The sequence below is a fragment of the Marinobacter sp. genome, from assembly GCF_048266785.1.
In the GTDB taxonomy this organism is placed as follows: Bacteria; Pseudomonadota; Gammaproteobacteria; order Pseudomonadales; family Oleiphilaceae; genus Marinobacter.
Genome location: NZ_JBLWYX010000004.1, coordinates 190108 through 214014 on the forward strand (window position 1 = coordinate 190108; position 23907 = coordinate 214014).

Consider the following 23907-nt stretch of genomic DNA (forward strand, 5'->3'; position numbering starts at 1 on the left):
TGTTGCTATCGACTTATTTCTGTACGTCGAAACGATCCGCGTTCATGACCTTGGTCCAGGCAGCAACGAAGTCTTTGACGAACTTCTCCTGATTGTCGTCCTGGGCATAGACTTCAGCGTAAGAGCGCAGGATGGAGTTCGAACCGAACACCAGGTCCACGCGGCTCGCGCTCCACTTCAACTGATCGGTTTTGCGATCACGAATCTCATAGAGGTTGTTGCCCACGGGCTTCCAGCTATTGCCCATGTCAGTCAGGTTAACGAAGAAATCATTCGTCAGTTGACCTTCATGGCCGGTCCAGATCCCGTGCTTGGTTCCATCGTAATTAGTTCCAAGCATGCGCATGCCGCCAATGAGAACGGTCATTTCCGGTGCTGTCAGGCCCATCAATTGAGCACGGTCCAGCATCAGCTCTTCCGCTTTGACTACATAATCCTTTTTCAGCCAGTTGCGGAAAGCATCTGCAACCGGTTCCAGCGGCTCGAAAGAATCCGCATCGGTCATCTCGGCAGTGGCATCGCCACGGCCCTTCAGGAAAGGAACGCGAACGTTGTAGCCCGCGGCTTTTGCAGCCTGCTCGATACCCACGCTACCGGCGAGAACAATCACGTCTGCCACGCTGGCGCCGGTGTCAGCTGAAATCTGCTCATACACCTTGAGCACCTTCGCCAGGCGCACTGGTTCGTTGCCTTCCCAGTCTTTCTGAGGAGCCAGACGAATACGGGCGCCGTTGGCACCACCGCGCATGTCTGAACCACGGTAGGTTCGCGCGCTGTCCCAAGCCGTGCTGACCATCTCACCGATGCTCAAGCCACTTTCGGCAATCTTTTCCTTGACCACTTCTTCGCAGTAATCCGTGCTGCCTGCCGGTACCGGATCCTGCCAGATCAGGTCTTCGGCTGGTACTTCCGGGCCTATGTAACGGGCTTTCGGCCCCAGATCACGGTGAGTCAGTTTGAACCAGGCTCGGGCGAAGCAGTCCTTGAAGTATTCGGGATCAGCCATGAACTTTTCACAAATGGCCCGGTACTTCGGATCCTTCTTCATGGCCATATCGGCATCGGTCATGATCGGGTTGTGGCGAATGGAAGGATCGCTGGCATCAACCGGCTTAACCTCATTCGGCATATCAATGGGTTCCCACTGCCACGCACCAGCCGGGCTTTTCTTCAACTCCCACTCATAGCCGAACAACAGGTCAAAATAGCCCATATCAAACTTGGTCGGGTGCGTGGTCCAGGCACCTTCGATACCCGAAGTCACGGCGTTGCTGGCTTTGCCCTTCATATTAGGGTTGCTCCAGCCCATGCCCTGCTCTTCCACATCGCCAGCTTCAGGCTCGGCGCCAAGCGCACCCGCATCGCCATTGCCGTGACACTTGCCAACGGTGTGTCCGCCAGCCGTCAGAGCAGCCGTTTCTTCATCGTCCATCGCCATACGGGCAAACGTCACCCGTACTTGCTCCCCTGTCTTGATCGGGTCAGGCTTACCGTTCACGCCTTCAGGGTTTACATAGATCAGGCCCATCTGCACGGCGGCCAGCGGGTTTTCCATGGTGTCGGGCTTGTCTACGTCTTCGTAACGCTCATCCGATGGCGCCAGCCACTCTTTCTCGGCGCCCCAGTAAATGTCTTTTTCCGGGTGCCAGATGTCTTTCCTGCCAAATGAAAAGCCGTAGGATGGCAGGCCCATGGATTCATAGGCGACCGTGCCGGCCAGAATAATCAGGTCAGCCCAACTGATCTTGTTGCCGTACTTCTTCTTGATCGGCCACAGCAAACGGCGGGCCTTGTCGAGGCTGACGTTGTCCGGCCAGGAACTGATCGGTGCAAACCGCTGATTTCCGGTGCCACCGCCACCACGCCCGTCGGCAATACGGTAGGTGCCCGCTGAGTGCCAGGCCATACGGATCATCAGGCCACCATAGTGGCCCCAGTCTGCCGGCCACCAATCCTGGCTGTCTGTCATCAGGGCGTGGAGATCTTGTTTGATCCCGTCAAAATCGAGCGTTTTGACTTCTTCCCGGTAATCGAAGTCTTCACCGAGTGGGTTGGTCTTGCGATCGTGTTGGTGGAGGATGTCGAGATTGAGGCCTTCTGGCCACCAATTCATGACGCTACGGCTTTCTGTAGAGGTTGCACCGTGCATCACGGGGCATTTGCCGCCAGTATTGTTTTGAGACATAGCATTCTCCTTTTCCTGCATCATTGGCGAAAGTCGCCTTCTACAAGATAAGGTTAGTCCCTCGGGGCACACCAAAAACAATTAATTAAAGATAAAGATGTGAAAGTTTTTGGTAATCGATAGCAGGAAAGGCTCGATAGCCGAGAGATTCAAAGTCTTTCGATGGAGGAGAACTTGCCGGAATCGTCGAACAGAATACGGAAGCTGCCCCGCACGCCATTCTGGAGGTAAAACCTGGAAAGGATACGGGCCGGGAAACGGACTGAGCGTCCGTCCCGGGCCTTAGTATGAACATCGGTGGCAACGCCCTGGTAGAGTTTTATCCACTCGTCAGGGCTGATGCTGATGTCCACAATAATCTGACGCATAGGGTTTAGTTAGCGAGTTCCAGCAACAGACGGTTCAGGCGGGTTACATAGGCACCCGGATCCTGCAGCTGTTCGCCGCTGGCCAATGTGGCCTGATCCAGAAGAACTGCTGAGAGCTCGTTGAAGCGCTCATCACCCTCCTCGCGCTCGAGACGCTGAACCAGCGGGTGATCCACGTTGATTTCGAAGATAGGCTTGCTGTCCGGAACCTTCTGGCCCGCCGCTTCCATGATCTTCTTCATCTGGGCACCCATATCAAAGTCGCCCGTTACCAGACACGCAGGTGAATCCGTAAGGCGGTTGGTTACCCGCACTTCCTGAACCCGGTCGGTGAGTGCTGTTTTGATGCGCTCCAGCAGATCCTTATGCTCTTCAGCAGCTTCTTCCTTGTGCTTCTTGTCTTCCTCGGTTTCCACTTCACCAAGATCAAGATCGCCACGGGCAACGTCCTGGAATGATTTGCCGTCATACTCGTTCAGGTAGCCCATCATCCACTCGTCAATACGATCAGAGAGGATCAGCACTTCGATACCTTTCTTGCGGAAAACTTCCAGGTGCGGGCTGCTCTTGGCGGCCATGAAGTTATCAGCGGTAATGTAGTAGATCTTGCTCTGACCCTCTTTCATACGCTCAATGTACTGGTCAAGAGACACGTTCTGAGCACTCTCGCCGGTGAGCGTGGTCGCAAAGCGCAAGAGGCCGGCAATCTTTTCGCGGTTGCTGAAATCTTCCGCCGGGCCTTCTTTCAGAACAGTGCCAAACTCGCCCCAGAACTTCTGGTACTCGTCGCCATCTTTTTTCGCCAGTTTCGACAGCATATCCAGCACACGCTTGGTGAGCGCAGTGCGGATGCTGTCCACGGTGGTATCGTTCTGGAGGATCTCACGGGAAACGTTCAGGGACAGATCGTTGGAATCCACCACACCTTTGGCAAAGCGCAGGTACAACGGCAGGAACTGTTCCGCGTCGTCCATGATGAATACGCGCTGTACATAGAGCTTCAGACCACGGGGCGCATCGCGGTTGTACATATCAAACGGTGCACGAGCCGGGATATACAGAAGGCTGGTGTAATCCAGTTTGCCTTCAACCTTGTTGTGGGACCATGTCAGTGGGTCTTCAAAATCGTGAGCAATGTGCTTGTAGAACTCTTTGTATTCTTCGTCTTTGATTTCGGTACGGGGCAGAGTCCAGAGCGCGGTTGCGTCGTTTACGGTTTCGTCTTTGGGCTCTTCGCCTTCTTCGGTGGGTTCGGATTTCATGACCACCGGGAAGGAGATATGGTCAGAGTACTTTTTCACCAGGTTGCGGAGGCGGAAGCCGTCAGCAAATTCGGTGGCGTCTGGTTTCAGGTGAATAACGATTTCGGTGCCGCGCTTGTCGCGAGTAACCTGTTCGATGGTGAATTCGCCATCACCAGTTGACTGCCAGTGCACGCCTTCTTCTACAGGCGCGCCTGCACGGCGGGTGAATACGTCAACCTTGTCGGCGACGATGAAGGCGGAATAAAAGCCCACACCAAACTGGCCGATCAGTTTGCTGTCTTTCTTTTCGTCTCCGGAGAGCTGCTGCAGGAATTCTGCGGTGCCTGAACGAGCGATGGTGCCGAGGTTCTGAACAACGTCATCACGGGTCATGCCGATGCCGTTGTCAGCCAGGGTGATAGTGTTGGCTTCTTTGTCAAAATCCAGGCGGATTTGCAGCTCTGAGTCGCCTTCGTAGAGGCTGTCATCTTTCACTGCTGCGAAGCGCATTTTATCCGCGGCGTCGGAGGCGTTGGAAATCAGTTCGCGGAGGAAGATTTCTTTGTTTGAGTACAGGGAATGGATCATCAGGTGAAGTAGTTGCTTTACTTCGGTCTGAAAACCCAGAGTTTCTTTTTGCGTTTCAACCGTCATTTGTTTGTCTCTCCTGCAATCGACATTTGAGGGGGAACACGGGAGCAAGGACCTTCTCCCGTGTTATCCAGCTTGTGAGTTCATCTTGCAGCAAAAATGGGGGCACTCCGGGGGTTTTCAAGTCCTAAAGTGCAGTCCCGATCAGTCTTCTAACAGGAAGTGCGCCCTTGCGGTCGAAATCGGTTTGGAACGGGATTTTTGCCAGGCGGTGATCATTACGTTAGCCACGCGGTTACCCTGCCGGGTGAGCTGGCATTCGGCGTAGGTTTCGCGGTCGAGGCCAGCGCGCAGGTAATCCAGGGAAAAGTTGACGATGCGTGGCATGCGGATGGTTTCCTGTGCCAGCATCAGGTAGATAGCCGCCGAGAGTTCCATAAAGCCACCGATTACGCCTCCGTGGATGGAGGGCAGGATCGGGTTGCCGAGATTCTGGTCTTTTGCTGGCAGGCGGAAGATGAGGTCATCGCCGAACTGGTCGCATTGCAAACCGATAAAGGATGCGTAGGGAATGCTGGTGATCAGCCGGGTGAAATCACCGGTGTCGCGGGTGTAGCGAAGAATTTCCGGATCGGTCATACCGGGCCTCCAGTGATCAGTTCGCGATAGGCTTTTGGCAATGCGTCCGGGCCGATGCGCATGAAGGTCCCTACGCAGTTGGCCACGGTTTCGCCACCTTCCTGGTAGGCTTCGCATCGTGTGAATATGATGTTGCGGGTCATTTTGTAGACTTCCGCCCGGGCATATACGGGCTTGCGCGGCTCTGCTGGGCGCATGTAGTCAACTCGCAAGTCCAGGGTTGGGCAGAGTTCGAATACATCCATGGCGCCAAGCATGACCGAGCCGGATGTGGTGTCCATCAATGTTGTGATGGCGCCCCCGTGAATCACGCCGGTATCCGGGTTGCCGATGATGCGATCGCTGTATGGCAGGCAAAGGGTCAGGCTAAACTCGGTGGTCTCTATAACAGACAGCCCAAGCTCTCTGGCCTGGTTGAGTGTTTTGATAAACCGGGTAACCCGGTCGGCTCGGATTTGATCGTCCATTCAAAACAAACCTGTGGTTCGATTGTTGGTTTTGGGCCGCCGGTATTTAAAGCCGGCTGCAGCCGTGCAATTATACGTTTCTGCCATTCAATTACAGGAGTCGAGAGTGACCAACGCCGTCTTGCAACGCTATTTCCCGGTTATGGCGCTTATGCTGCTGCTTATCGGGTGTTCTGTAAACCCGGTGACCGGCGAGAGGCAGCTTTCCCTGATAGGTGAAAGCCAGGAACTCGCCATGGGCGCCGAACAGTATACGCCCACCCAGCAGACTCAGGGCGGACAATTCTACATCGATCCTGAGCTGACGCTTTATGTTAGTGAGGTTGGCCAGAAGCTGGCCCGAGTGAGTGACCGCCCCGACCTGCCGTACGAGTTCGTGGTTCTGAACAGTAGCGTTCCCAATGCCTGGGCCCTGCCGGGTGGCAAGATTGCCGTGAATCGGGGGCTGCTGACCAAATTTGACGATGAAGCCCAGCTTGCTTCTGTGCTCGGCCACGAGATTGTTCATGCGGCCGCGCGCCACAGTGTTCAGCGCATGCAACAAGGGATGCTGATAAGCGCTGGTGTGGCTGGTTTGGGATTTGCGTTGTCTGATAATGAATGGGCTGGCCTGCTTATGGGGGGTGCTGCGCTAGGAGCCCAGCTTGCTTTGGCGCAATACGGCCAAGGGGATGAATTGGAATCGGATCATTACGGCATTATCTACATGAAAAAAGCCGGCTACGACCCGCAGGCTGCCGTGGAACTGCAGGAAATCTTTCTTGAGCTGTCCAAGGGTCAACAGGCGGGATTCGTGGATGGCCTTTTTGCCACGCACCCACCTTCAGCAAAACGCGTTCGCGAAAACAGCAAACTGGTCGCCGAGATAGGTGCCGGTGGCTACCGCGGTGCAGACGTCTATAAAAAGAAAACCGCTACCCTGCGCAAGGTCCAGCCCGCCTACGACGCCCACGACCAAGCCATGAAGCTTGCATCCGACGGCGATATGAATGCGGCGCTTGAAAAGGTCAACGAGGCCATCAAACTTTTGCCTCGCGAAGCCATGTTCTATTCCCTGCGTGGCCGTATCTACCAGGAACAGGACAAACACGACAAAGCCTCGGCTGATTTCAACAAGGCGGTATCCCTGTACCCCGAGATGTTTGTGTATCGCCTGCACAACGGCTTGTCCGCGCTGAAGCTCAACAATCTGGACAAGGCGCGGGAAAACCTGTCCCAGGCTAACCAGGTTGTGCCTACTTCAATTGCGTTCCTGCGTTTGGGAGACATTGCGGTGAAAGAAAACAACCTCAAGGAAGCCGTCGCTTATTACAGCACAGCGGCGGAATCCACTGGAGCGATCGCCGAGGAAGCTCGCCAAAAGCTGGCGGCCCTCACCCAGTAGGATCCGGGAGGGTGAATACGAAAAGGCCGAAACCAGCTGGATTTCGGCCTTTTTTCATTTGCAGGCAATGGCTTGCAGGTGAAGCAAAGACTTAGCGTCATTATGAATATTGACTTCTAGAGCAATAACTCTAAAAATCAGATATCAATAAGCAGAATCAGGTGACGGACATGTTAGCAAAACGTATCCAGCCTATGGCCTCCCAGGCGCGACGCCTGTATGTCGAGTTGATGTTCCAGGTTATGGGGCGGGCTCTTCAGGCGGTCAGCGAGGTTGATAGCGAGGTGCAGGCAGAAGCGAACGCACTGCCGATAGGGTTCCTGTTTGAAATGATGGTGATGCCCGATGGCTCAAAGCTGGTCGTGGAGCACATTGGCCAGGGCCGCCTCCACTACCATGGCGATTCTGCTCCGCGCCCGGTGGATGTTTCCATCAAGTTCAAACATCTCGTCCACGCCTTTCTGGTTCTGTCGTTCCAGGAGAAGACTTCCGTCGCATTTGCCAATGACCGCATGCTGGTAGACGGCAATGTGAGTTATGCGGTGCGTATGACCCGCGTGCTCAACCGGCTTGAATCGTTCATTTTGCCGAAGATCGTTGCCAAGCGTGCGGTGAAAGAGTATCCGGAGAACCTCCACCTCCCGGAAAAACTGATCAGTGCCGCCCAGATTTACCTGAAGGTTGCCACTCACTTTGTCCAGTCAGCGAGAGCATAATGACCAACACTTACTATGAGTTCTTCTGCCCGGTAAAGGTTATTGCCGGCAAAGCCGCCCTTGAGCACATCCCTTACGAGCTGAACGGCCTGGCCGCCAAGCGCCCGATGATTGTGACTGACAAAGGCGTTCGTGCCGCGGGTCTGCTGGACCCCGTGATTGCCGCCTGTGAAGAGAGCGGCCTGGATATTGTGAGCATATACGACGATGTGCCGCCGGATTCCTCAACCACCGTGGTTCGTGATATCGCCGCGATTTACCGCAAGGAAAAGTGCGACTCCATTATCGCGATTGGGGGTGGCTCAGCCATCGACACCGGCAAAGCGGTCAATATTCTGGTTTCTGAAGGCGGCACGGACATTGCCAAATACACGGGCGCCGGCGTGATCAAGCATCCGCTCAAGCCGCTCTTTGTAGTGCCCACAACCGCAGGAACCGGTTCAGAGGTTACGTCTGTTGCGGTGATTACCGACGAGAAAAAAGGCGTAAAACTGCCCTTCACGTCGTCTTTCCTGCTGCCCAACGCGGCAATTATCGACCCGCGTATGACGCTGACGTTGCCGCCTCACATTACGGCAGCAACGGCCATGGATGCCATGACCCATGCCATTGAATCCTTCACCTGCATGGCAAAAAATCCCCTGAGCGATGCCTACGCCACGGCGGCCATCAAGAAAGTCAGTCAATCGCTGTTACAGGTCATGGACAACCCGAAAGACAGCGACGGCAGGCTGGAGCTGGCGCAGGCGTCCACCATGGCGGGCATTGCGTTTTCCAACTCCATGGTCGGGCTGGTGCACTCCCTCGGTCACGCTACTGGCGCCATTTGCCACCTGCCCCACGGCCTGTGCATGAGTCTGTACCTGCCCTATGTACTTGAGTACAACCTTGAAACCATTCGCGAGCCTTTGGGCGAACTGTTGCTGTATCTGGAAGGACCGGAGATATACGCCGCCACGCCCGCCAGCCGTCGTGCGGAAGCCAGTATTTCAACCCTGCGCAAGTTGCGGGACGCGCTTTACAAGCGTTGCCAGCTGCCACGCACACTGAAAGAAACAGGCAAGGTTACTGAAGATCAGCTGGACGCCATTGCAGAAATGGCGCTGGACGACGGCTCCATCATGTTCAATCCGAAAGAGGTAACTCTGAAGGAGGCACGAGCCGTTCTTCAGCGCGCCTGGGCCTGAAACAGGCAGGCCAGAGACAGGGCCCCGGTGCTTGGTCCTGTTTTTGGCGAACATAACATTACTCTCAAATATTGAAATAGCGGGGCAGACGAGTAACAATCAAATCATTGCTGGCAGCCTGTAGGCCCGTAGAGAGTCCGCCTTAATGAAGCATCAAAAACATCGCTGGCTCACAACCTTCGCAAAACGTGTGGCTTGCCTGCTCTTTTTGCTCACATTTGCCTTGGGTACATGCGCTTCACCCGCAAGCAACGAGAAAGTGTTCCGCTTCAATATTTCCCCGAACGGTTATCCGCCCTACCTGATCGTGGATCAGGATGAACCCTCCGGTATTATGTGGGACGTGGTTGCGCTGATTTCAGAACGCCTTGGGTACCAGATTGTCGCAAAAAAAGTCCCCCGCAAGCGCGTCGACCAAATGTTGCTGGATGGCTATATCGATGGCACCTCCCGGGCTGAGGAATGGACACACCAACCGGAAAAATTCCTGTTTACAGAACCGGTTGTGGAGGTTCAGGAAGTATTCTTTACGCCCAAAGACGCCGGTAAGACATACCATTCACCCGAAGATCTATTTACCAAAACGTTAGTAACCCACCTGGGTTACATGTATCCGGCGCTGGAACCGCACTTTGAGTCTGGTGCGATCAAGCGTTTCGACGTTTCCCGGGAAAGAGACATGTTTATCTTTTTACTTCACGGTGATCGCTTTGACGCGGCAGTCGTCAATCTACTGGTGGGCAAGTGGATACTGAAAAACGAAGGATTGCAGGGTCGGTTTACGATCTCGTCCGGGGGAATAAGTTCCTACGGTTTCCGCGTGATGCTGCGCAAGGAAAGCCAGGCTTTTGCAGACAAGTTCAACGCTGAGCTTGCGCGTATTCGCGAGAACGGCGAACTGAACGCCATTCTCGCAAACTACCGGTAAGCAGCCATAGCCGCTTACCGAAATCTACGTTTTACTCGAGCCGCCGCAGCAGAAGCATCGGTGAAACACTCAACACCGGCCTCAACTGCCAGCGCCCGAACAACGACAGTACCGCCGCGCTGATAACGGGTATAGGCAGAATAACTTGCCAATGCCAGTTAAAATTACCCTCAAACATCCGGAACTGCAAAGCCCATACCGCAGCTTCGGCCGCAGCCACCCCGAGAATCCCGGCAAAGCCGCCGAGCAAAGCAAACTCCAGCATGGTGCTGCGTACCAGCAGGCTCTGGCGACCGCCAAGTGTGCGTAGCAGAGCCCCCTCCCTCTGGCGATCCTGAAGCGTGGCGCTGACAACCGCCGCCATCACCACCAGCGCCGCTGCCAGTATCAGCACAAGGATTGCCTCTATGGCTTGGGTAACCTGCCGGACAATCTCTTGTATGCGCTCAATAACGTTATCGATTTCGAGCAGGGAAACGGTCGGGAAACGCCGGGAGAACTCATTCAACTCACTTTTACGATCTCTGGGAAGGTGAAAGCTGGTTATCCAGGTAGCAGGCATATTGGTAAGGCCGCCTTCCGGTGGAAAAGCCATGTAGAAATTGGGTTTCATGCTATCCCACTGCACTGTGCGAATACTGGTAACGGTTTCGGTGACCTTGTCAGAACCAATGGTAAACGTCAGTTCATCGCCCAGTACCAAACCAAGCTTGCCTGCCAGTTCTGCCTCTACGGATACACCGTCCGTTTGACCCTCCTCAAACCAGCTGCCTTCCACAATAGTGTTATCAGTTGGAAGCGAGGGCATCCAGGTCAGGTTCAGTTCCCGGTTAAGAGCCCCTACTCGCTGGTCTTTGCTCACCACTTCTTTTACCGGTTGGCCATTCAGTTCCGTCAGCCGGCCACGCACCATGGGGTAAAGCTGATCCAGTGGCTGGCCGCGCTCTTCCCAGTAGCCGGCAACCTCGTCCACCGCATCCGGGGCAATGTTGATCAGGAAGTGATTGGGCGCATCGTCGGGAAGCTGCGCTTGCCAGTCGTCCAACAAGGAGGTGCGCACCAGTATCAGCGTCGTCGCCAGCATGAGCGTCATGGCAAACACCGCAATTTGCGAGAGGCTGGCGCGGCGATGGCGGTAGAGGCCAACCAACGCAAGGCGCCAGGCGTGCCCGCCACCGCGAACCTTCCGCAGCGTGGCTACAAGGAGCCAACCCAGCAGGCCGAGGGCACCAAGCAAGAATGCCAAACCGCCCAGAAGGGAGATCACGAGTGACAGCTCGCCCGCGTACAGCCACACAAGGCCGAACACAGCCACAATGGCAATCAGCATATCAGGCAGGGCTTCTCGCCCTGTCTCACCCGGCTGACTGCGTAATACGCGCATTGCCGGCACATTTCTGAGACGCCGAATGGGCGGATAAGCAAACGCAAACAATGAAACCACAGCTGTTAGCAACGCTGGCGTGAGTGCGGATGAATCCAGCTGGAACTCTACCGGCCGGTCCAGCGCCTCACTCAACAGCCGAGTGAGCAACCAGAACAGAGGAACGGCTACCAGAAGGCCTCCGACCATGCCGGTCACGCCCCAAAGCGCCAGCCGCTTCAGGTAAAGCTGTCCAATTCCGGAACTGCCAAGGCCGAGGGTTTTAAGCAGAGCGACAGTGTCGCGCTGGGATAAGGCGTACTGACGGCTGGCAACAGCCACCGCCACGGCGGCCAGCAATACCGCCAGGCTGCCACCCAGAAGCAGAAAACTTTCAGCCCGATCGAGTGACCTTGAAAACGTTTCGCCATCGCGAACGCCTTCCCACTCATGGCTGGGCTCCATCTGCGGCTGAAGCCATTGGTAGTAACCTTCAAGCGCCGCATCGTCGCCGGCAAACAGGTAAACGTATTCAACCCGGCTGCCTTCCTGGATAACACCAGTGGACGCTACATCATCCACGTGCATCATCACCCGGGGCGCGAGAGCGGAAAGGCTGAACCCGCCATCTGGCTCACGCAGCAATATGCCCGACACAGTCAGGTTACGGCTGCCTACTTCAAGAGTGTCTCCGATCTGAATATCCAGCAGCCGAAGCAATCTGGGGTTGATCCAGACTTCGCCCGGTGCCGGCCCGTTCTGCACCTGTACCCGGGAGCCTTCGGAACCCCCCTGGATTTCGAGCTTGCCGCGCAGCGGGTACTCATTGCTGACCGCTTTTATGGATACAAGCTGGAAAGCATCGTTGCCAAACACCATAGTGGAAAACTCCACCATGCGACCGGTTTCAAGCCCGCGCTCCACAGCTTCGGTAATCCACGGCTCGGGCACGGGGCGACCGTTTTCTGCTTCCAGCTGCCGATCTGCGGCCAGGAAAGAACTGGCAGACGATACCAGGGTGCGTTGTAGCTGGCTGGCGAACAGAGCAATGGTTGCGACCGTGGCTACGGCAATAATCAGCGCCGCGAGCACCACACGCACATCGCGCTCACGCCAGTCGCGGCGTACAGACATCAGCTTTTTTGCAGCAGCCATCAATCAGCGAGCTCCGTTTCGAGAACCGGTTCGGTCAACTCGCCCGCTTCAATATGAAACTGCCGTAAGCAACGTGCGGCCAGTTGTTCATCGTGGGTGACCATCACCAGTGTGGTGCCCTGCTCCTGGTTCAGCGTCATCAGCAAATCCGAGATTTCCTGGCCGGTGCGGTTATCCAGGTTGCCGGTAGGCTCGTCGGCAAACAGAATGGCCGGATCGGAGGCAAACGCCCGTGCTATGGCTACCCGCTGCTGCTCGCCGCCGGAGAGCTGCCTTGGAGTGTGGGTAAGCCGCTCACCCAGCCCTACTCGTTCAAGAAGCTCCCGGGCGCGTTTTTCCGGCGCGTCCATACCGGCAAGCTCCAGCGGCAACATGACGTTCTCCAGAGCGGTCAGCGCCGGCAAGAGCTGGAATGACTGGAATACAAACCCCACACGTTGGGCGCGCAATCTGGCGCGCTCATCTTCGCTTAACCTGCTGATGACCGAGCCATCGAGTTCAACGGTGCCTTCGGTCGGTGTGTCGAGACCGGCGAGCAATCCCAGCAAGGTGGTTTTTCCAGAACCGGAGCGGCCAACAATGGCTACGGATTCTCCCCGATTGATTTCAAGGCTGACCCCCTTCAAGATCGTTAGCGTATCTGTTTCCAGGCTTACACGGTGGGTCAGGTTTTCAACGCGCAGCATCGGGCGCTGGCTATCTGGATTTATAGTCTGCATCTTGCTCACGGGGCTCCCGGAAAAACACGTTCATTAATCAAGGTATACGGATAGTCTATGCATACGGTGTTGCTGTACGTCAGATCAATCGCACTCCTTCTGGTGGCTTTTTTTGCCATGCCTTTAATGGCTGGCCAGCAAACCCTTCTGGTTGTGGGTGACAGCCTCAGTGCTGCCTACGGCGTTTCGTCGGAAACAGCTTGGGTACAACTCTTGCGTGAGCGCTTGCAAGGCAATGGCCTAAGCAACTGGCGCGTGGTGAATGCCAGCATCAGCGGCGAAACCACAGATGGCGGTGTCCGCCGCTTGCCTGAGTTGCTTGAAAAGAATAATCCCTCCGTGGTTATTATCGAGCTGGGTGGTAACGACGGCCTTCGCGGCTTTCCCCCGGGCGTGATCAAATCCAACCTTGCAACAATGGTTGAGGGTGTTCAGGACTCTGGAGCCCGCGCCATTCTGGTTGGCATGCAGATACCGCCGAACTACGGCCAGCGTTATACGCAACTGTTTGCCGATATCTTTCCGGCGCTTTCAGACAGCTACAACACTGCTCTGGTTCCCTTCTTTCTGGACGGGATCTACGACAAAGCGAATCTGATGCAAGGTGACGGCATTCATCCAACGGCCGAAGCTCAACCCAGGCTGCTTGAGAATGTATGGCCGGTACTCAAGCCACTCCTTGAATAAACATCACACCACGCCCTGCAGAAACGCGAGGGCCCTGCGCTCAGACCAGTAATACCCGTCACCGCCATGCTCCACAAACCCGACATGACCACCCCATTTCGGTGCGTCGAGGCGCACGTGTGCCCCGAGCACAGAGGGTGACTCGGGGAAGCACTTTGCTGACAGAAACGGATCATCGGCTGCATTAACCATCAGCGCAGGTACCCTTATATCTTTCAGTCTGCCCAACGCGGAGCACTGGGCCCAGTAATCTACGGCATCTTTGAATCCGTGCAGCGGTGCTGTGTAGCGATCATCAAATTCGTGAAAACTCTGAATGGAATCGAAACCGGAAACATCAATAAGATCGGGAAACTTTCGCGCTTTTTCATCTATTTTTACGCGAAGATCCTTCAAAAACCGCTGCATATATATCTTTCGGCTGGGCAATGCCAGTATATCAGCACTGCCCGCAAGGTCGCAGGGCACCGAGTAAGCCACCGCACCGCAGATTCTGCTGTCAACGCGCTCACCCTGCTCGCCAAGATACAGAAGCGTAAGGTTACCCCCCATGCTGAAACCAGACAGGAACACGGTTTGATAACCTTGTGCCAGGCCATGATCAACAACCTGGCGTAGATCTTCGGTGGCGCCGCTGTGATAAAACCTCGGTTGCAGGTTCATCACACCGCCACAAGAGCGAAAATTCCACGCCAGAACATCCCAGCCCTGAGCCAATAACGCTTTTGTCAGCCCCAGTATGTAGGGTCGCCGACTATGCCCTTCCAACCCGTGTGAGACAATGGCCAGGCGATTACTGCCCTGGCGATGCCAGTCCAGATGAAGCTCATCGTTATCGGCTGTTGAAAGCACTTCTGTGACCGGATCCTCCACTCGTACCTTGCGAAACAGTACCGGCCACACAGACTGAACATGACCACTGCGCAGCCACGGAGGGGGGCGATATTGGTGAGCCATACTGGAGTACAAATTTTGACCTTTTATATCAGGGGGTTGACCGGCTAATTCAAAGCGCTTACTATGCCGCCCGACTTGACGCTGTTCCCCGATAGCTCAGTTGGTAGAGCAACGGACTGTTAATCCGTTTGTCGCTGGTTCGAGCCCAGCTCGGGGAGCCACTTAATTAAAGAACCTGCTCACGCTGCATGAATTCTGCCAACACGCGGAACATCGTAAAGCCATCCTCAGTGCCAATCAGTTCGCGAATAGAGTGCATGCCGAACTGCGGTACACCAATATCCAGTGTTGTCACACCCAGATTTGCTGCCGTCACCGGTCCAATCGTGCTGCCACAACCCATATCGCTGCGCACCACAAAGGTTTGGTGCGGCAACCCCAACTCGTCACTGATATGGCGGTAAACAGCGGCTGAACGGCTGTTGGTTGCATAGCGCTGGTTGTGGTTCACCTTGATAACCGGGCCTTTGTTCAGGACAGGGCCATGGTTTTCATCGTGCTTGTCCATATAGTTCGGGTGCACGCCGTGGGCATTATCTGCGGAGATCATCATGGAGCGCGCAATGGCTCTGGCCTTGCCAGCGCCACACCAGCGATCAAGAACCGCTGTCAGAAATGGCCCCTGTGCGCCTTCGGAGGACATACTGCCCACTTCTTCATGGTCGTTACAGACCAACAACGCAGCTTCATCACCGGAGGTATTCAGTAACGCCTGCAGGCCGATGTAACAACTCAGCAGGTTGTCCAACCGGGCCGAGGCGATGAAGTTATCACGCAACCCGACAACCGCTGCTTCCTGGGCATCGTAGAAGCTCAACTCATAGCCGAGGATCTTGTGGACTTTGGTACCGGATTCACTGGCAATCTGTTGCCCCAGAAGCTCATTAAAACTGGTCGCGTCGTCATCCGGAACCTGCATCAGCACCGGCGGAAGATCTGTCTGGGCATTCACCGTGCGGCTGCTGTTGGCTTCCCTGTCCAGATGGATAGCAAGGCTGGGAATGAAGGCTACAGGTTTGCGGAAATCAACCAGTGTGTCACTGACCTTGTTATGGCCATCGAGAAAGGTCACCCTTCCCGCCAGCGAAAGATCCCGGTCGAACCAGGGGTTCATCAGAACACCGCCGTAAACTTCAACGCCGAGCTGGAAAAAACCTTTACGGCGCAGCTCGGGGTTAGGTTTTACTTTCAGGCACGGGCTGTCGGTGTGAGCACCTACCATGCGGATACCGGATGCGGAAGCATCCCGGGCGCCGGTACGAAACGCCACGATCGAGGAACCGTTGCGGATAACGTAATAACTGCGATTCTGGTCAACAGACCAGTCGTCCTTTTCATCCAGCTCTTCGAAGCCGGCCGCATCGAGCTGACTTTTCATGGTCGCCACAGCGTGCCAAGGGGTCGGTGATGCGTTCAGAAACTTCAGTAAACCTGTATTGAATTCAGCGTGTTCCATGGTGTCCCTGATAGAATGATAATTATCGCAATAGTATGGCACGAAGCCTTGATACCTCATACCGGGTCGACAGACATTACTCGCGCGCGCCACGAATCCTGAGCTTACTAGCCACCACTCATCGAACGGAGCCCGACATGGCTGCACCAAGATTTCTCGACATTGAATACTGCCAGACCGACGACGCCCTGTTCCCGGTTGCCATGGCCTGGTCACTGGAAGATGGCCAGATGAAAAACGTAGTGATTGCTCCGGCTGATGAATGGCTGCCTGAAGACGGCGATCTTGGCGACCTGGATCTGCACTACCTGGAAGAACAAGGCGTGCCATTGATCGAGCTTGTCCATGAACTGCATCAGGATCTGCCCGACCAGACGGTCTACGTTGACGGGCTGGACCCGGACGAGATTCTGGTGGATATGATTTTCAGCGTTATGGAGCAAGACGCGCCGTTTGAAGTCGCCCCAATTACCGACCTGATCACCAACATGAGCAGCGATGCCCTGGAAGACCGTCGCCGTCAGCTTCTGTTCGAGGCAGGCCTCGAGCCACAGCTGCCGGAAAATGGTGTATACGCCCTGCTTCTGATGGCGCAGGAAGAGGGCTTGTTTGACGAGGACTGACATCTGACCCGGAAGCGCTCGCGACTAAGCGCTTTGCCGAATGTGCCAGCATCGGTGAATCCGCGCGTTGCGCTGAAAATCCTTATCAAGAGTGCTGGCACTCACTTCCTCAATCTCAAACTCAGAGGCCAGATCTTCATCCAGTTTGAAGCGTCGGAAGTTATTGGAAAAAATCAGCAAACCGTCTGAACTTAACCTCGACATCGCCTGCCGGATCAACTTTGCGTGGTCCTTCTGTACATCCAGAACGCCAGCCATACGGGCCGAGTTGGAGAAGGTTGGCGGGTCCATGAAGATCAGATCGTAAAGCTGATCGGGCGTTGGCCTCGCTGCCAGCCAGGCCAGACAATCCACCTGCTCCACTTTATGCTTTTGGGGCTCTGCCCGGTTAATTGCCAGGTTATCCTGCGCCCAGCCCACGTAGGTTTTTGACAGATCCAGGCTCAACGAGCGGCTGGCGCCGCCGGCGACCGCATGAACGGTAGCCGCGCCGGTGTAGCAGAACAGGTTCAGGAAGCGCTTGCCCCGAGCGTTTTGCTGGATCCAGTGACGCACAGGGCGATGATCCAGAAACAACCCGGTATCAAGATAATCCTTGAGATTCACCTTGAGCGTGACACCGTGTTCCTGCACCTGAAAGAACTCTCCGCTGACGTCCTGCTTTTCATACTGACTGATGCCAGCCTGGCGCTGCCGCTGCTTGCAGACCATCTGATCCCGCTCAATGCCCAAGGCTTCCGGAATGACCGCCAGTGCTTCAGCCAGGCGATCCCGTGCGGAACGCTCATCAATCGATTTGGGTGCGACGTATTCCTGCACGTGCACTCTGCCCTCATAGATATCAATCGCCAACGCGTACTCTGGCATGTCCGCATCGTACAAGCGGTAGCAGCTTATTTGCTGCTTACGCGCCCACTGGCCAATCGTCTTCATGTTTTTCTTCAGCCGGTTGCGCAGCATGTTGGCACGTTCTTCGTTCGCAATCCGGGGCAGAACTTCACCCGGCGCTGCCGGTTCCCGAGGCGTGCGCACACTGGCTTCGTCTATGGTAAACAGCAGAAGTTGCGCAGGCAGTTTGCCATTGAACAGCTTGTACTGCTTAAAGCTGCGCAAGCCAATGGATTTGCCGAACTCCGGGGCACCGGTAAACACGCCAAGGCGCCAACCTGCCGCAGCCTTTTTCACAGCATCGCCAAGGGATTCATACAAACCTGAAAGGGCCTTTCTGTCACTCAGGCGTTCGCCGTAAGGCGGGTTTACCAGAACAAGACCGGTTTCAGCCCGGTCGTCTCCCAATGAGAGCTCTTCAATCGGTTGAACCTGGAATTCAATCAGGCTCTCCAGACCCGCTCGCTGAGCGTTATTACGGGCGGTGGAAATAACCCGGCTGTCATGATCAAAGCCCATGAACCTGGGTGCTTTGCCCTGTTTACCTTCATAGGCGCGCTTTTCCGCTTCCTGGCGCAAGGACAACCAGGATTCAGGCTGGTGACCCAGCCATTTTTCAAAGCCAAAGCGCTCCTGACGACGGCCCGGCGCGATATCCAGCGCCATCATGGCAGCTTCGATCACCAGAGTACCTGAGCCACACATAGGGTCTGCAAAGTCGCCCCCTGCAGCCGCAATTTCAGGCCAGCCCGCACGCATCAGCAAAGCGGCCGCGAGGTTTTCCTTCAAAGGCGCCAAGCCCTGTTCTGTGCGATAGCCACGCTGATGCAGGCTATGGCCGCTGATATCGATACCCAGGGCAAGCCGGCCGCGATGCAGGCGGGCCGACACGGTTACATCCGGCATCTTCGCTTCTACCGCCGGGCGCTTTCCGCCGCTCATGGTGAAACGATCCACTATGCCGTCTTTTACTCTCTGGGCGCCAAACTGGGTATTGCGAATGGCCTCATTCTCGCCAATAAAATTAACGCGAAAACTGCCATCAACGGGTATATGCTTCTGCCAATCGAGGTGAACGACACCATCGTAGAGCTCGTCAGCACTCGTAGCCGCCACCTCATCAATATGGAGAATCACCCGGTTAGCCAGACGCGACCAGAGACAGGCCCGGTAACCGGCTTCCAGCGGCCCCTGTACCCATGCGCCCGCCGGTGCGTTCCTCACCAGCCCAAGACCAAGCGTGCTGAGCTCGTCCGCCAGAAGGTATTCAACACCCTTTGGGCAGGTTACAAAAAAGACAGATTTGGACAAGTTCAACTCCAGGTTCTTTGGCAATTCTCGGTAAGTCCCGGGAATCGCAGCGGTCATAGGTTTTGGGCAACTCTTTTTATCACTCATAGATCTATAAAGCATGATTTATAGATCAAAACGATAGTGTACTTCTGCTCAAGGTTAATATTACCTTGTAGGTGACGCGTCGTTCGTGAAGGGTAACTCCCTTTCGTTAACAGGATCCTGACTGCTCTGGCTAGAGCTGGCAATAGTGGGTTATCCCTGAGAGGGTTCCACATGCCAAAGCCACTGCAGAAGTGTACACGCTTGTTCTGTTAATCCATTAGTGAGGAACGGCATGAAAAGACAGAAAAGAGACATGTTCGCTCGAGCATTCAAGCGGGGTTATCTCGCTGGCGTGTCCGGAAAATCCAAAGACAGCTGCCCGCTCGATCAGGCAGAGGTTCGCCAGGAATGGTTGAACGGGTGGCGTGAAGGCCGCACAGATCAATGGGATGGCATGACCGGCGTCTCCGGTATTCATAAACTGGCAAACGTCACCACCGCGTGATACTTGTTCAAACCCCGATATCTTAATCTGATCTTTTGTTACACAGTTTGATGCAGTATTCGAGAGCAACCAAAACGGGACCACCCGTCCCGTCTAACGCGCTGATGCGCAACGGGGTTAAGCCCCGCGAGGGCCCGCTTGGCGGGCCCTTCTTCGTTTTACCCCCTTCCTCTTTACGATTCTTCCCCGGAATCAGAAAGCTCGCGCAACACTATTTAAGTTTCCGAATCGCCTCAACGGCTTCACTGATCAGTTCCGGCCCACGATAAATAAAGCCGGTATAAAGCTGAACCAGCTTCGCGCCCGCACGGATCTTTTCAGCCGCGCTCTCACCATCGGTAATGCCGCCCACACCAATAATCGGCAGATCGTCACCAAGCTCGGCATAGAGCCCCTGAACAACCCTCAGAGATGCCTCACGAACCGGAGCGCCACTAAGCCCTCCCGCTTCTTCAGCATGAACATGACCGGCAACGGCCTCGCGGCTTATGGTGGTGTTGGTGGCAATAACACCGTCCACGCCGGCCTCTTTCAAGGCCGACGCGACGAACCGGATGCCCGCATCGTCCATATCCGGAGCGATTTTAACGGCAACCGGTACATAACGGCCAAACTGCTTCTGACATTTGATCTGCTCATCCTTGATGGCATAAAGAAGGCCTTTCAGGGAATCACCAAACTGAAGATCTCGCAGGCCCGGAGTGTTGGGCGAGGATACGTTCACCGTAATGTAATCAGCTCGGCTGTATACCGCTGAAATACCCTTCCGGTAATCGGACTCAGCGTCTTCATTTGGCGTGTCTTTGTTCTTGCCCACATTGATGCCCAGAATTCCCCGGTAGCTGCGCTTGTCCACGCGATCCAGCATGTGGGCCAGGCCTTCATTATTGAAACCCATACGATTAATGATGGCCTCATGCTCCTGCAACCGGAACATGCGCGGCTTGGGGTTACCAGGCTGCGCCAACGGCGTAACCGTTCCAACCTCTATGAACCCGAACCCGAGTGCACCCAGAGCGTCCAGATGATCGGCGTTTTTATCCAATCCTGCTGCAAGCCCGACCGGGTTGGGGAAATCCAGCCCCATAACCTTGACTGGCAACGCATCTGTTTTCGGTGAAAAAGCACCCAGTACGCGCAACCGGTGCGCCAGATCCAAACCGTTTAACGCAACAGAATGGGCCTGCTCAGGTGGTAACCGGAAAAGCAGATTACGAATAACGCCGTACATCTGAAAACTCCTCAATAAAATATGGCCGCGAGTATACCGGAAGTTTTCCACAGCGACCCGGCCCCACGTAAAAACGGAGCTAAACAATTGTATCGATAAGCTCTCGGGAGCTTTTCCACGGAATCTGTGGATAACCCTGTTGAAAATTGCAGGGCAACGGTGTCAATCCCTTGCGATCTGCGCCAATCTACAGATTGATCATTTTTTGATCAGTTTATTTTTTGTTATTTTTCAATGTTTTAAAATATTTTTGCTTTAAATGAAAGGAAATCTGAACAAACTGTCATTCATGAGCAACATTGCTATGATGTGCATAAATCAAGCAGATAAACGTCAAAAATTCGCTTGGGCGGAGAGGCACCCAAAGCTCCCTACCCTGGCTGATAATAAGGTTATACTGACTCTCGTCATTTGATCCGGAGTTTTTTAATGCAACAGCCCGACTCCCCGGCCCGACACCATCGTGAAAATCTCGCGGTGGAGATGAAAGCGGCCTCACGGGTTACTGTTATCGGAATGATTCTTGATGCCTTCCTGGGAGTCATTAAAGTCATCGGAGGGACGCTTTTTCATTCTCAGGCTCTTCTGGTCGACGGAATTCACTCTTTCACGGATGTCGCATCCGATCTTGTTGTCCTCGGAGTGATGAAACTTTCACGTCAGGAGCCAGACGAGAACCACCCCTACGGCCATCAACGCATTGAAACCTTCGGAACCCTTGTGCTTGGCAGTATTCTGATTGCTGTCGGTGCCGCTCTTGCCTGGGAAAACACCCTCAGACTGATTGAAGGCAACATTGATAATATTCCGGAATGGCCAGTATTGATCGCCGCCGGCGTGTCTGTTGTAAGCAAGGAGTGGATTTTTCGTTACACGCGACACATCGGCCAGACCATCCGTTCCGACCTTATTATTGCCAATGCCTGGCACAGCCGCACTGATGCGTTCTCCTCCGTGGTGGTTCTGGTATCAACAGCAGGTGCCATGCTTGGGCTGTTATGGCTGGATGTGCTTGCGGCCATCGCCGTTGCAGCCATCATCATTCACATTGGCTGGAAGTTTACCTGGGACAGCGTTCAGGAACTGGTGGACACCGGCCTATCCCCTGACGATACCGACATGCTTAAAACCATCGCCCGTTCTACCGATGGCGTTCTCAACGTACATGAGCTTCGCAGTCGCCGCATGGGGCAAGATATCCTGCTGGATATTCACTTGGTCGTGCGACCGGAAATCAGCGTGTCTGAAGGGCATCAGATTGGTATGCAAGTGGTCGCCGGGATGCGCAATGCGCTGGAGAACATTCTCGACATCAACTTTCACATTGATGCCGAAAACGACGAGGACCTGTTCCCGACAACCGAAAAGCTGCCCTCCCGAGCGGAAGTTGGCGGAATCATTGCGAAACACGTGGGGGAAATTCCCCAGCGTAGCCGGTTAAGACTTCACTACCTCAAAAACAAGCTACATCTGGAGATATTCCTGGACGAATCCGACCCGGAGACGGTCTTTACGCCGGAAAACGTCCGACGTCATCTGGAAGGCTATTCCTGGTTTGGCAGTGTGAGAGTCTGGGTAGCCGGCCCTTGAGCCGGCTACCGTAACCCGACTGGCATCAACGCCGCCGGTTCTCTTCCATCCGGGAAAGAAACTCCTGCATGATCAGCGTGTAAAGCTCGCCGCCGAGAAAACGGTCTTCAACACCCGCATCAATACTCGGGTTATCATTGACTTCGATAACCGCGACCCGGTTTCCGGACTGTTTGATATCAACGCCGTAAAGTCCGTTGCCAATCAGTCGTGTGGAGTTCAGTGCCGCCTGTATCACGTTTCTGGGCACCTCATAGGTAGGCATGGTTTCAAACCCACCGCTCTCACTTTCTGATTCACCATGCTGATAAATCTGCCAGTGGCCCTTCACCATCATGTATTTACAGGCATAAATCGCCCGGCCACCCAACACACCAATGCGCCAGTCGTAATCGGTGTAGAGATACTCCTGCGCAAGTACCAGCGCCGACTGACGGAACAGGTCTTTTAACCCTGCCCTCAAAGATTTTTCGTCCTCCGCCTTGTTCACACCCCGGGAAAAGGCGCCATCCGGTATCTTGATAACAACGGGAAAGCCCAGCTCCTGAATCACCTGTTCCGCGGCGTCTTTCTGGTCTTTGGACAGAATCAGGGTTCTGGGTGTCGGTATCTTGTTGTTTTTCAATAAGTCCGCTAAAAAAACCTTGTTGGTACACTTGAGGATCGACACTGGGTCGTCGATCACAACCATGCCTTCTGCCGCCGCCTTGCGGGCAAAACGGTAGGTGTGGTGGTCGATGGCTGTCGTTTCACGGATGAACAGGCCGTCGTACTCGGGCAGGCGCATATAATCCCGGCGCGTGATCTGCTCCACATTGATACCCAATTTGCGGCCGGCTTTTTCAAAGCGTTTCAACGCCACCGCATCACTGGGCGGTATTTCCTCATCCGGGTTCACCAGAATCGCCAGGTCATAGCGGTAGCGCCGACGGATTTTCGGTTTACGCCAAACCATGCTGCTGAAGCGATCCAGTGCTGAGGCGAAAGCATCCTGCTCCTGCTCTTTCAGGTCCGCAGGTGCCGCCGGCTTCATGGATTCAATCTGCCAGGCCTTGCGACGCCGGAAGACGACCTCAAGAATCGGGCAGGGGAATCGATCAAACAGAGCCCGAGCCACCGGCTTGAGGTCCGGATGTTCAGTTTGTCCAAAATAGGTGCGAACCCGGACCTCATGGGTGGCATTGCGCTTGTCACTGGCGGGATCGATGGCGGAACCCTCCGCCTCCAGCCAATTGATCACGCTGGCGTCCAGTTCTTCCAGTTCGAGAGAAAACAGGCCTTTGCGACTAAGGTCGTTGAGCGTCATGACCGACGGCACAACGTGGTGCTCGCGGGCCTCGGCCAGCAACGAACAGTAATAGCCCCGGCTCAGGTATTTGGCGCTTTGGCAGAGGTTGATAACACGAACACGGCTGTTCGCCGGGGCTGAAAACTGGAGGTACTGATCAAAGCTCAGTACATCTTCGCTGGGGTAATACGGAGCCCAGTCTTTGGTTCGGTCCACAACGATAAGCAAACGGGACATTAAAGGCGCTCCTCCCGGGAGATAATTGCCAATATAACTGGCCGCAACAATACGCCGCTGCGGATGTTGGAACAATCAGTGGATAATGCGTGCTTTTACGCATGATCGGCTTATATTCGTAATCTCAACTCTCCACCATAATAGCCGCACACGGGTAGCCT

At 54.9% G+C, this 23907-nt stretch carries 20 protein-coding genes and 1 tRNA gene; 9 read left to right on the forward strand and 12 right to left on the reverse strand.

Annotation, left to right across the window (positions count from 1 at the left end; genetic code table 11):
* Positions 1-13 precede the first annotated feature (13 nt).
* The 5 genes from katG to ACN0V1_RS08405 all read right to left on the reverse strand — a co-directional run bounded on the left by katG (position 14) and on the right by ACN0V1_RS08405 (position 5494).
* A complete protein-coding gene (katG, locus tag ACN0V1_RS08385) occupies positions 14-2185 on the reverse strand; it encodes a catalase/peroxidase HPI (RefSeq protein WP_417544562.1) in 2172 nt (723 codons plus the stop codon).
* A gap of 149 nt (positions 2186-2334) precedes the next feature.
* Positions 2335-2553: a DUF2835 domain-containing protein gene (locus ACN0V1_RS08390; RefSeq protein ID WP_417544563.1), complete on the reverse strand. Its 219-nt coding sequence runs from the start codon at positions 2551-2553 to the stop codon at positions 2335-2337.
* Between the two features lie 5 nt (positions 2554-2558).
* Positions 2559-4451 carry a molecular chaperone HtpG gene (htpG, locus tag ACN0V1_RS08395; RefSeq protein WP_417544564.1) on the reverse strand — a complete coding sequence of 631 codons (1893 nt, stop codon included), beginning with the start codon at positions 4449-4451 and terminating at the stop codon, positions 2559-2561.
* Between the two features lie 141 nt (positions 4452-4592).
* On the reverse strand, positions 4593-5027 hold the full coding sequence (locus ACN0V1_RS08400) for a PaaI family thioesterase (RefSeq protein WP_291947440.1): 435 nt from the start codon (positions 5025-5027) through the stop codon (positions 4593-4595).
* Complete coding sequence (locus ACN0V1_RS08405) at positions 5024-5494, reverse strand: PaaI family thioesterase (protein ID WP_291947441.1); 471 nt, start codon at positions 5492-5494, stop codon at positions 5024-5026. The genes ACN0V1_RS08400 and ACN0V1_RS08405 overlap by 4 nt, the downstream gene beginning before the upstream one ends.
* Before the next feature lie 142 nt (positions 5495-5636).
* On the opposite strand from ACN0V1_RS08405, the gene ACN0V1_RS08410 reads away from it, so the two are divergent.
* The 4 genes from ACN0V1_RS08410 to ACN0V1_RS08425 all read left to right on the forward strand — a co-directional run bounded on the left by ACN0V1_RS08410 (position 5637) and on the right by ACN0V1_RS08425 (position 9709).
* The gene (locus tag ACN0V1_RS08410; protein WP_417544682.1) at positions 5637-6878 is read left to right on the forward strand and encodes a M48 family metalloprotease; all 1242 of its coding nucleotides are present in this window, start codon (positions 5637-5639) and stop codon (positions 6876-6878) included.
* A 170-nt stretch (positions 6879-7048) separates the two neighbouring features.
* The gene (locus tag ACN0V1_RS08415; RefSeq protein ID WP_417544565.1) at positions 7049-7594 is read left to right on the forward strand and encodes a hypothetical protein; all 546 of its coding nucleotides are present in this window, start codon (positions 7049-7051) and stop codon (positions 7592-7594) included.
* A complete protein-coding gene (locus ACN0V1_RS08420; RefSeq protein ID WP_417544566.1) occupies positions 7594-8781 on the forward strand; it encodes an iron-containing alcohol dehydrogenase in 1188 nt (395 codons plus the stop codon). Before ACN0V1_RS08415 ends, ACN0V1_RS08420 begins: the two co-directional genes overlap by 1 nt.
* Before the next feature lie 145 nt (positions 8782-8926).
* Complete coding sequence (locus ACN0V1_RS08425) at positions 8927-9709, forward strand: substrate-binding periplasmic protein (protein ID WP_417544567.1); 783 nt, start codon at positions 8927-8929, stop codon at positions 9707-9709.
* Between the two features lie 31 nt (positions 9710-9740).
* Here the strand turns inward: ACN0V1_RS08425 and ACN0V1_RS08430 are convergent, their stop codons facing one another.
* Both ACN0V1_RS08430 and ACN0V1_RS08435 read right to left on the reverse strand, forming a co-directional pair.
* A complete protein-coding gene (locus ACN0V1_RS08430; RefSeq protein ID WP_417544568.1) occupies positions 9741-12227 on the reverse strand; it encodes an ABC transporter permease in 2487 nt (828 codons plus the stop codon).
* Positions 12227-12946, reverse strand: a complete 720-nt coding sequence (locus ACN0V1_RS08435) for an ABC transporter ATP-binding protein (protein WP_291944361.1) — start codon at positions 12944-12946, stop codon at positions 12227-12229. The genes ACN0V1_RS08430 and ACN0V1_RS08435 overlap by 1 nt, the downstream gene beginning before the upstream one ends.
* Positions 12947-13003: 57 nt before the next feature.
* Here ACN0V1_RS08435 and ACN0V1_RS08440 point away from each other — a divergent pair, with 57 nt between their 5' ends.
* On the forward strand, positions 13004-13633 hold the full coding sequence (locus ACN0V1_RS08440; protein WP_417544569.1) for an arylesterase: 630 nt from the start codon (positions 13004-13006) through the stop codon (positions 13631-13633).
* Between the two features lie 3 nt (positions 13634-13636).
* Here ACN0V1_RS08440 and ACN0V1_RS08445 read toward each other — a convergent pair whose 3' ends face one another.
* Positions 13637-14602, reverse strand: coding sequence for a YheT family hydrolase (locus ACN0V1_RS08445; protein WP_417544570.1), 966 nt, complete (start codon positions 14600-14602; stop codon positions 13637-13639).
* 73 nt (positions 14603-14675) lie between these two features.
* Here ACN0V1_RS08445 and ACN0V1_RS08450 point away from each other — a divergent pair.
* Positions 14676-14751: transfer RNA gene (locus ACN0V1_RS08450), tRNA-Asn, on the forward strand.
* Between the two features lie 5 nt (positions 14752-14756).
* On the opposite strand, the gene ACN0V1_RS08455 is transcribed toward ACN0V1_RS08450, so the two are convergent.
* Positions 14757-16046, reverse strand: coding sequence for a M18 family aminopeptidase (locus ACN0V1_RS08455; RefSeq protein WP_417544571.1), 1290 nt, complete (start codon positions 16044-16046; stop codon positions 14757-14759).
* 137 nt (positions 16047-16183) lie between these two features.
* Here ACN0V1_RS08455 and ACN0V1_RS08460 point away from each other — a divergent pair, with 137 nt between their 5' ends.
* On the forward strand, positions 16184-16669 hold the full coding sequence (locus tag ACN0V1_RS08460) for a hypothetical protein (protein WP_417544572.1): 486 nt from the start codon (positions 16184-16186) through the stop codon (positions 16667-16669).
* 24 nt (positions 16670-16693) lie between these two features.
* Here ACN0V1_RS08460 and rlmKL read toward each other — a convergent pair whose 3' ends face one another.
* On the reverse strand, positions 16694-18868 hold the full coding sequence (gene rlmKL / locus ACN0V1_RS08465; RefSeq protein WP_417544573.1) for a bifunctional 23S rRNA (guanine(2069)-N(7))-methyltransferase RlmK/23S rRNA (guanine(2445)-N(2))-methyltransferase RlmL: 2175 nt from the start codon (positions 18866-18868) through the stop codon (positions 16694-16696).
* Positions 18869-19187: 319 nt separating this feature from the next.
* On the opposite strand from rlmKL, the gene rmf reads away from it, so the two are divergent.
* Positions 19188-19400 (forward strand): ribosome modulation factor, encoded by a 213-nt coding sequence (gene rmf, locus ACN0V1_RS08470; protein ID WP_417544574.1) that lies wholly within the window; start codon positions 19188-19190, stop codon positions 19398-19400.
* Between the two features lie 211 nt (positions 19401-19611).
* Here rmf and ACN0V1_RS08475 read toward each other — a convergent pair whose 3' ends face one another.
* Positions 19612-20631, reverse strand: coding sequence for a quinone-dependent dihydroorotate dehydrogenase (locus ACN0V1_RS08475; protein ID WP_417544575.1), 1020 nt, complete (start codon positions 20629-20631; stop codon positions 19612-19614).
* A 429-nt stretch (positions 20632-21060) separates the two neighbouring features.
* On the opposite strand from ACN0V1_RS08475, the gene ACN0V1_RS08480 reads away from it, so the two are divergent.
* Positions 21061-22221 (forward strand): cation diffusion facilitator family transporter, encoded by a 1161-nt coding sequence (locus tag ACN0V1_RS08480; protein WP_417544576.1) that lies wholly within the window; start codon positions 21061-21063, stop codon positions 22219-22221.
* Positions 22222-22246: 25 nt separating this feature from the next.
* On the opposite strand, the gene ACN0V1_RS08485 is transcribed toward ACN0V1_RS08480, so the two are convergent.
* A complete protein-coding gene (locus ACN0V1_RS08485) occupies positions 22247-23746 on the reverse strand; it encodes a RimK family protein (RefSeq protein WP_417544577.1) in 1500 nt (499 codons plus the stop codon).
* Positions 23747-23907: the final 161 nt, after the last annotated feature.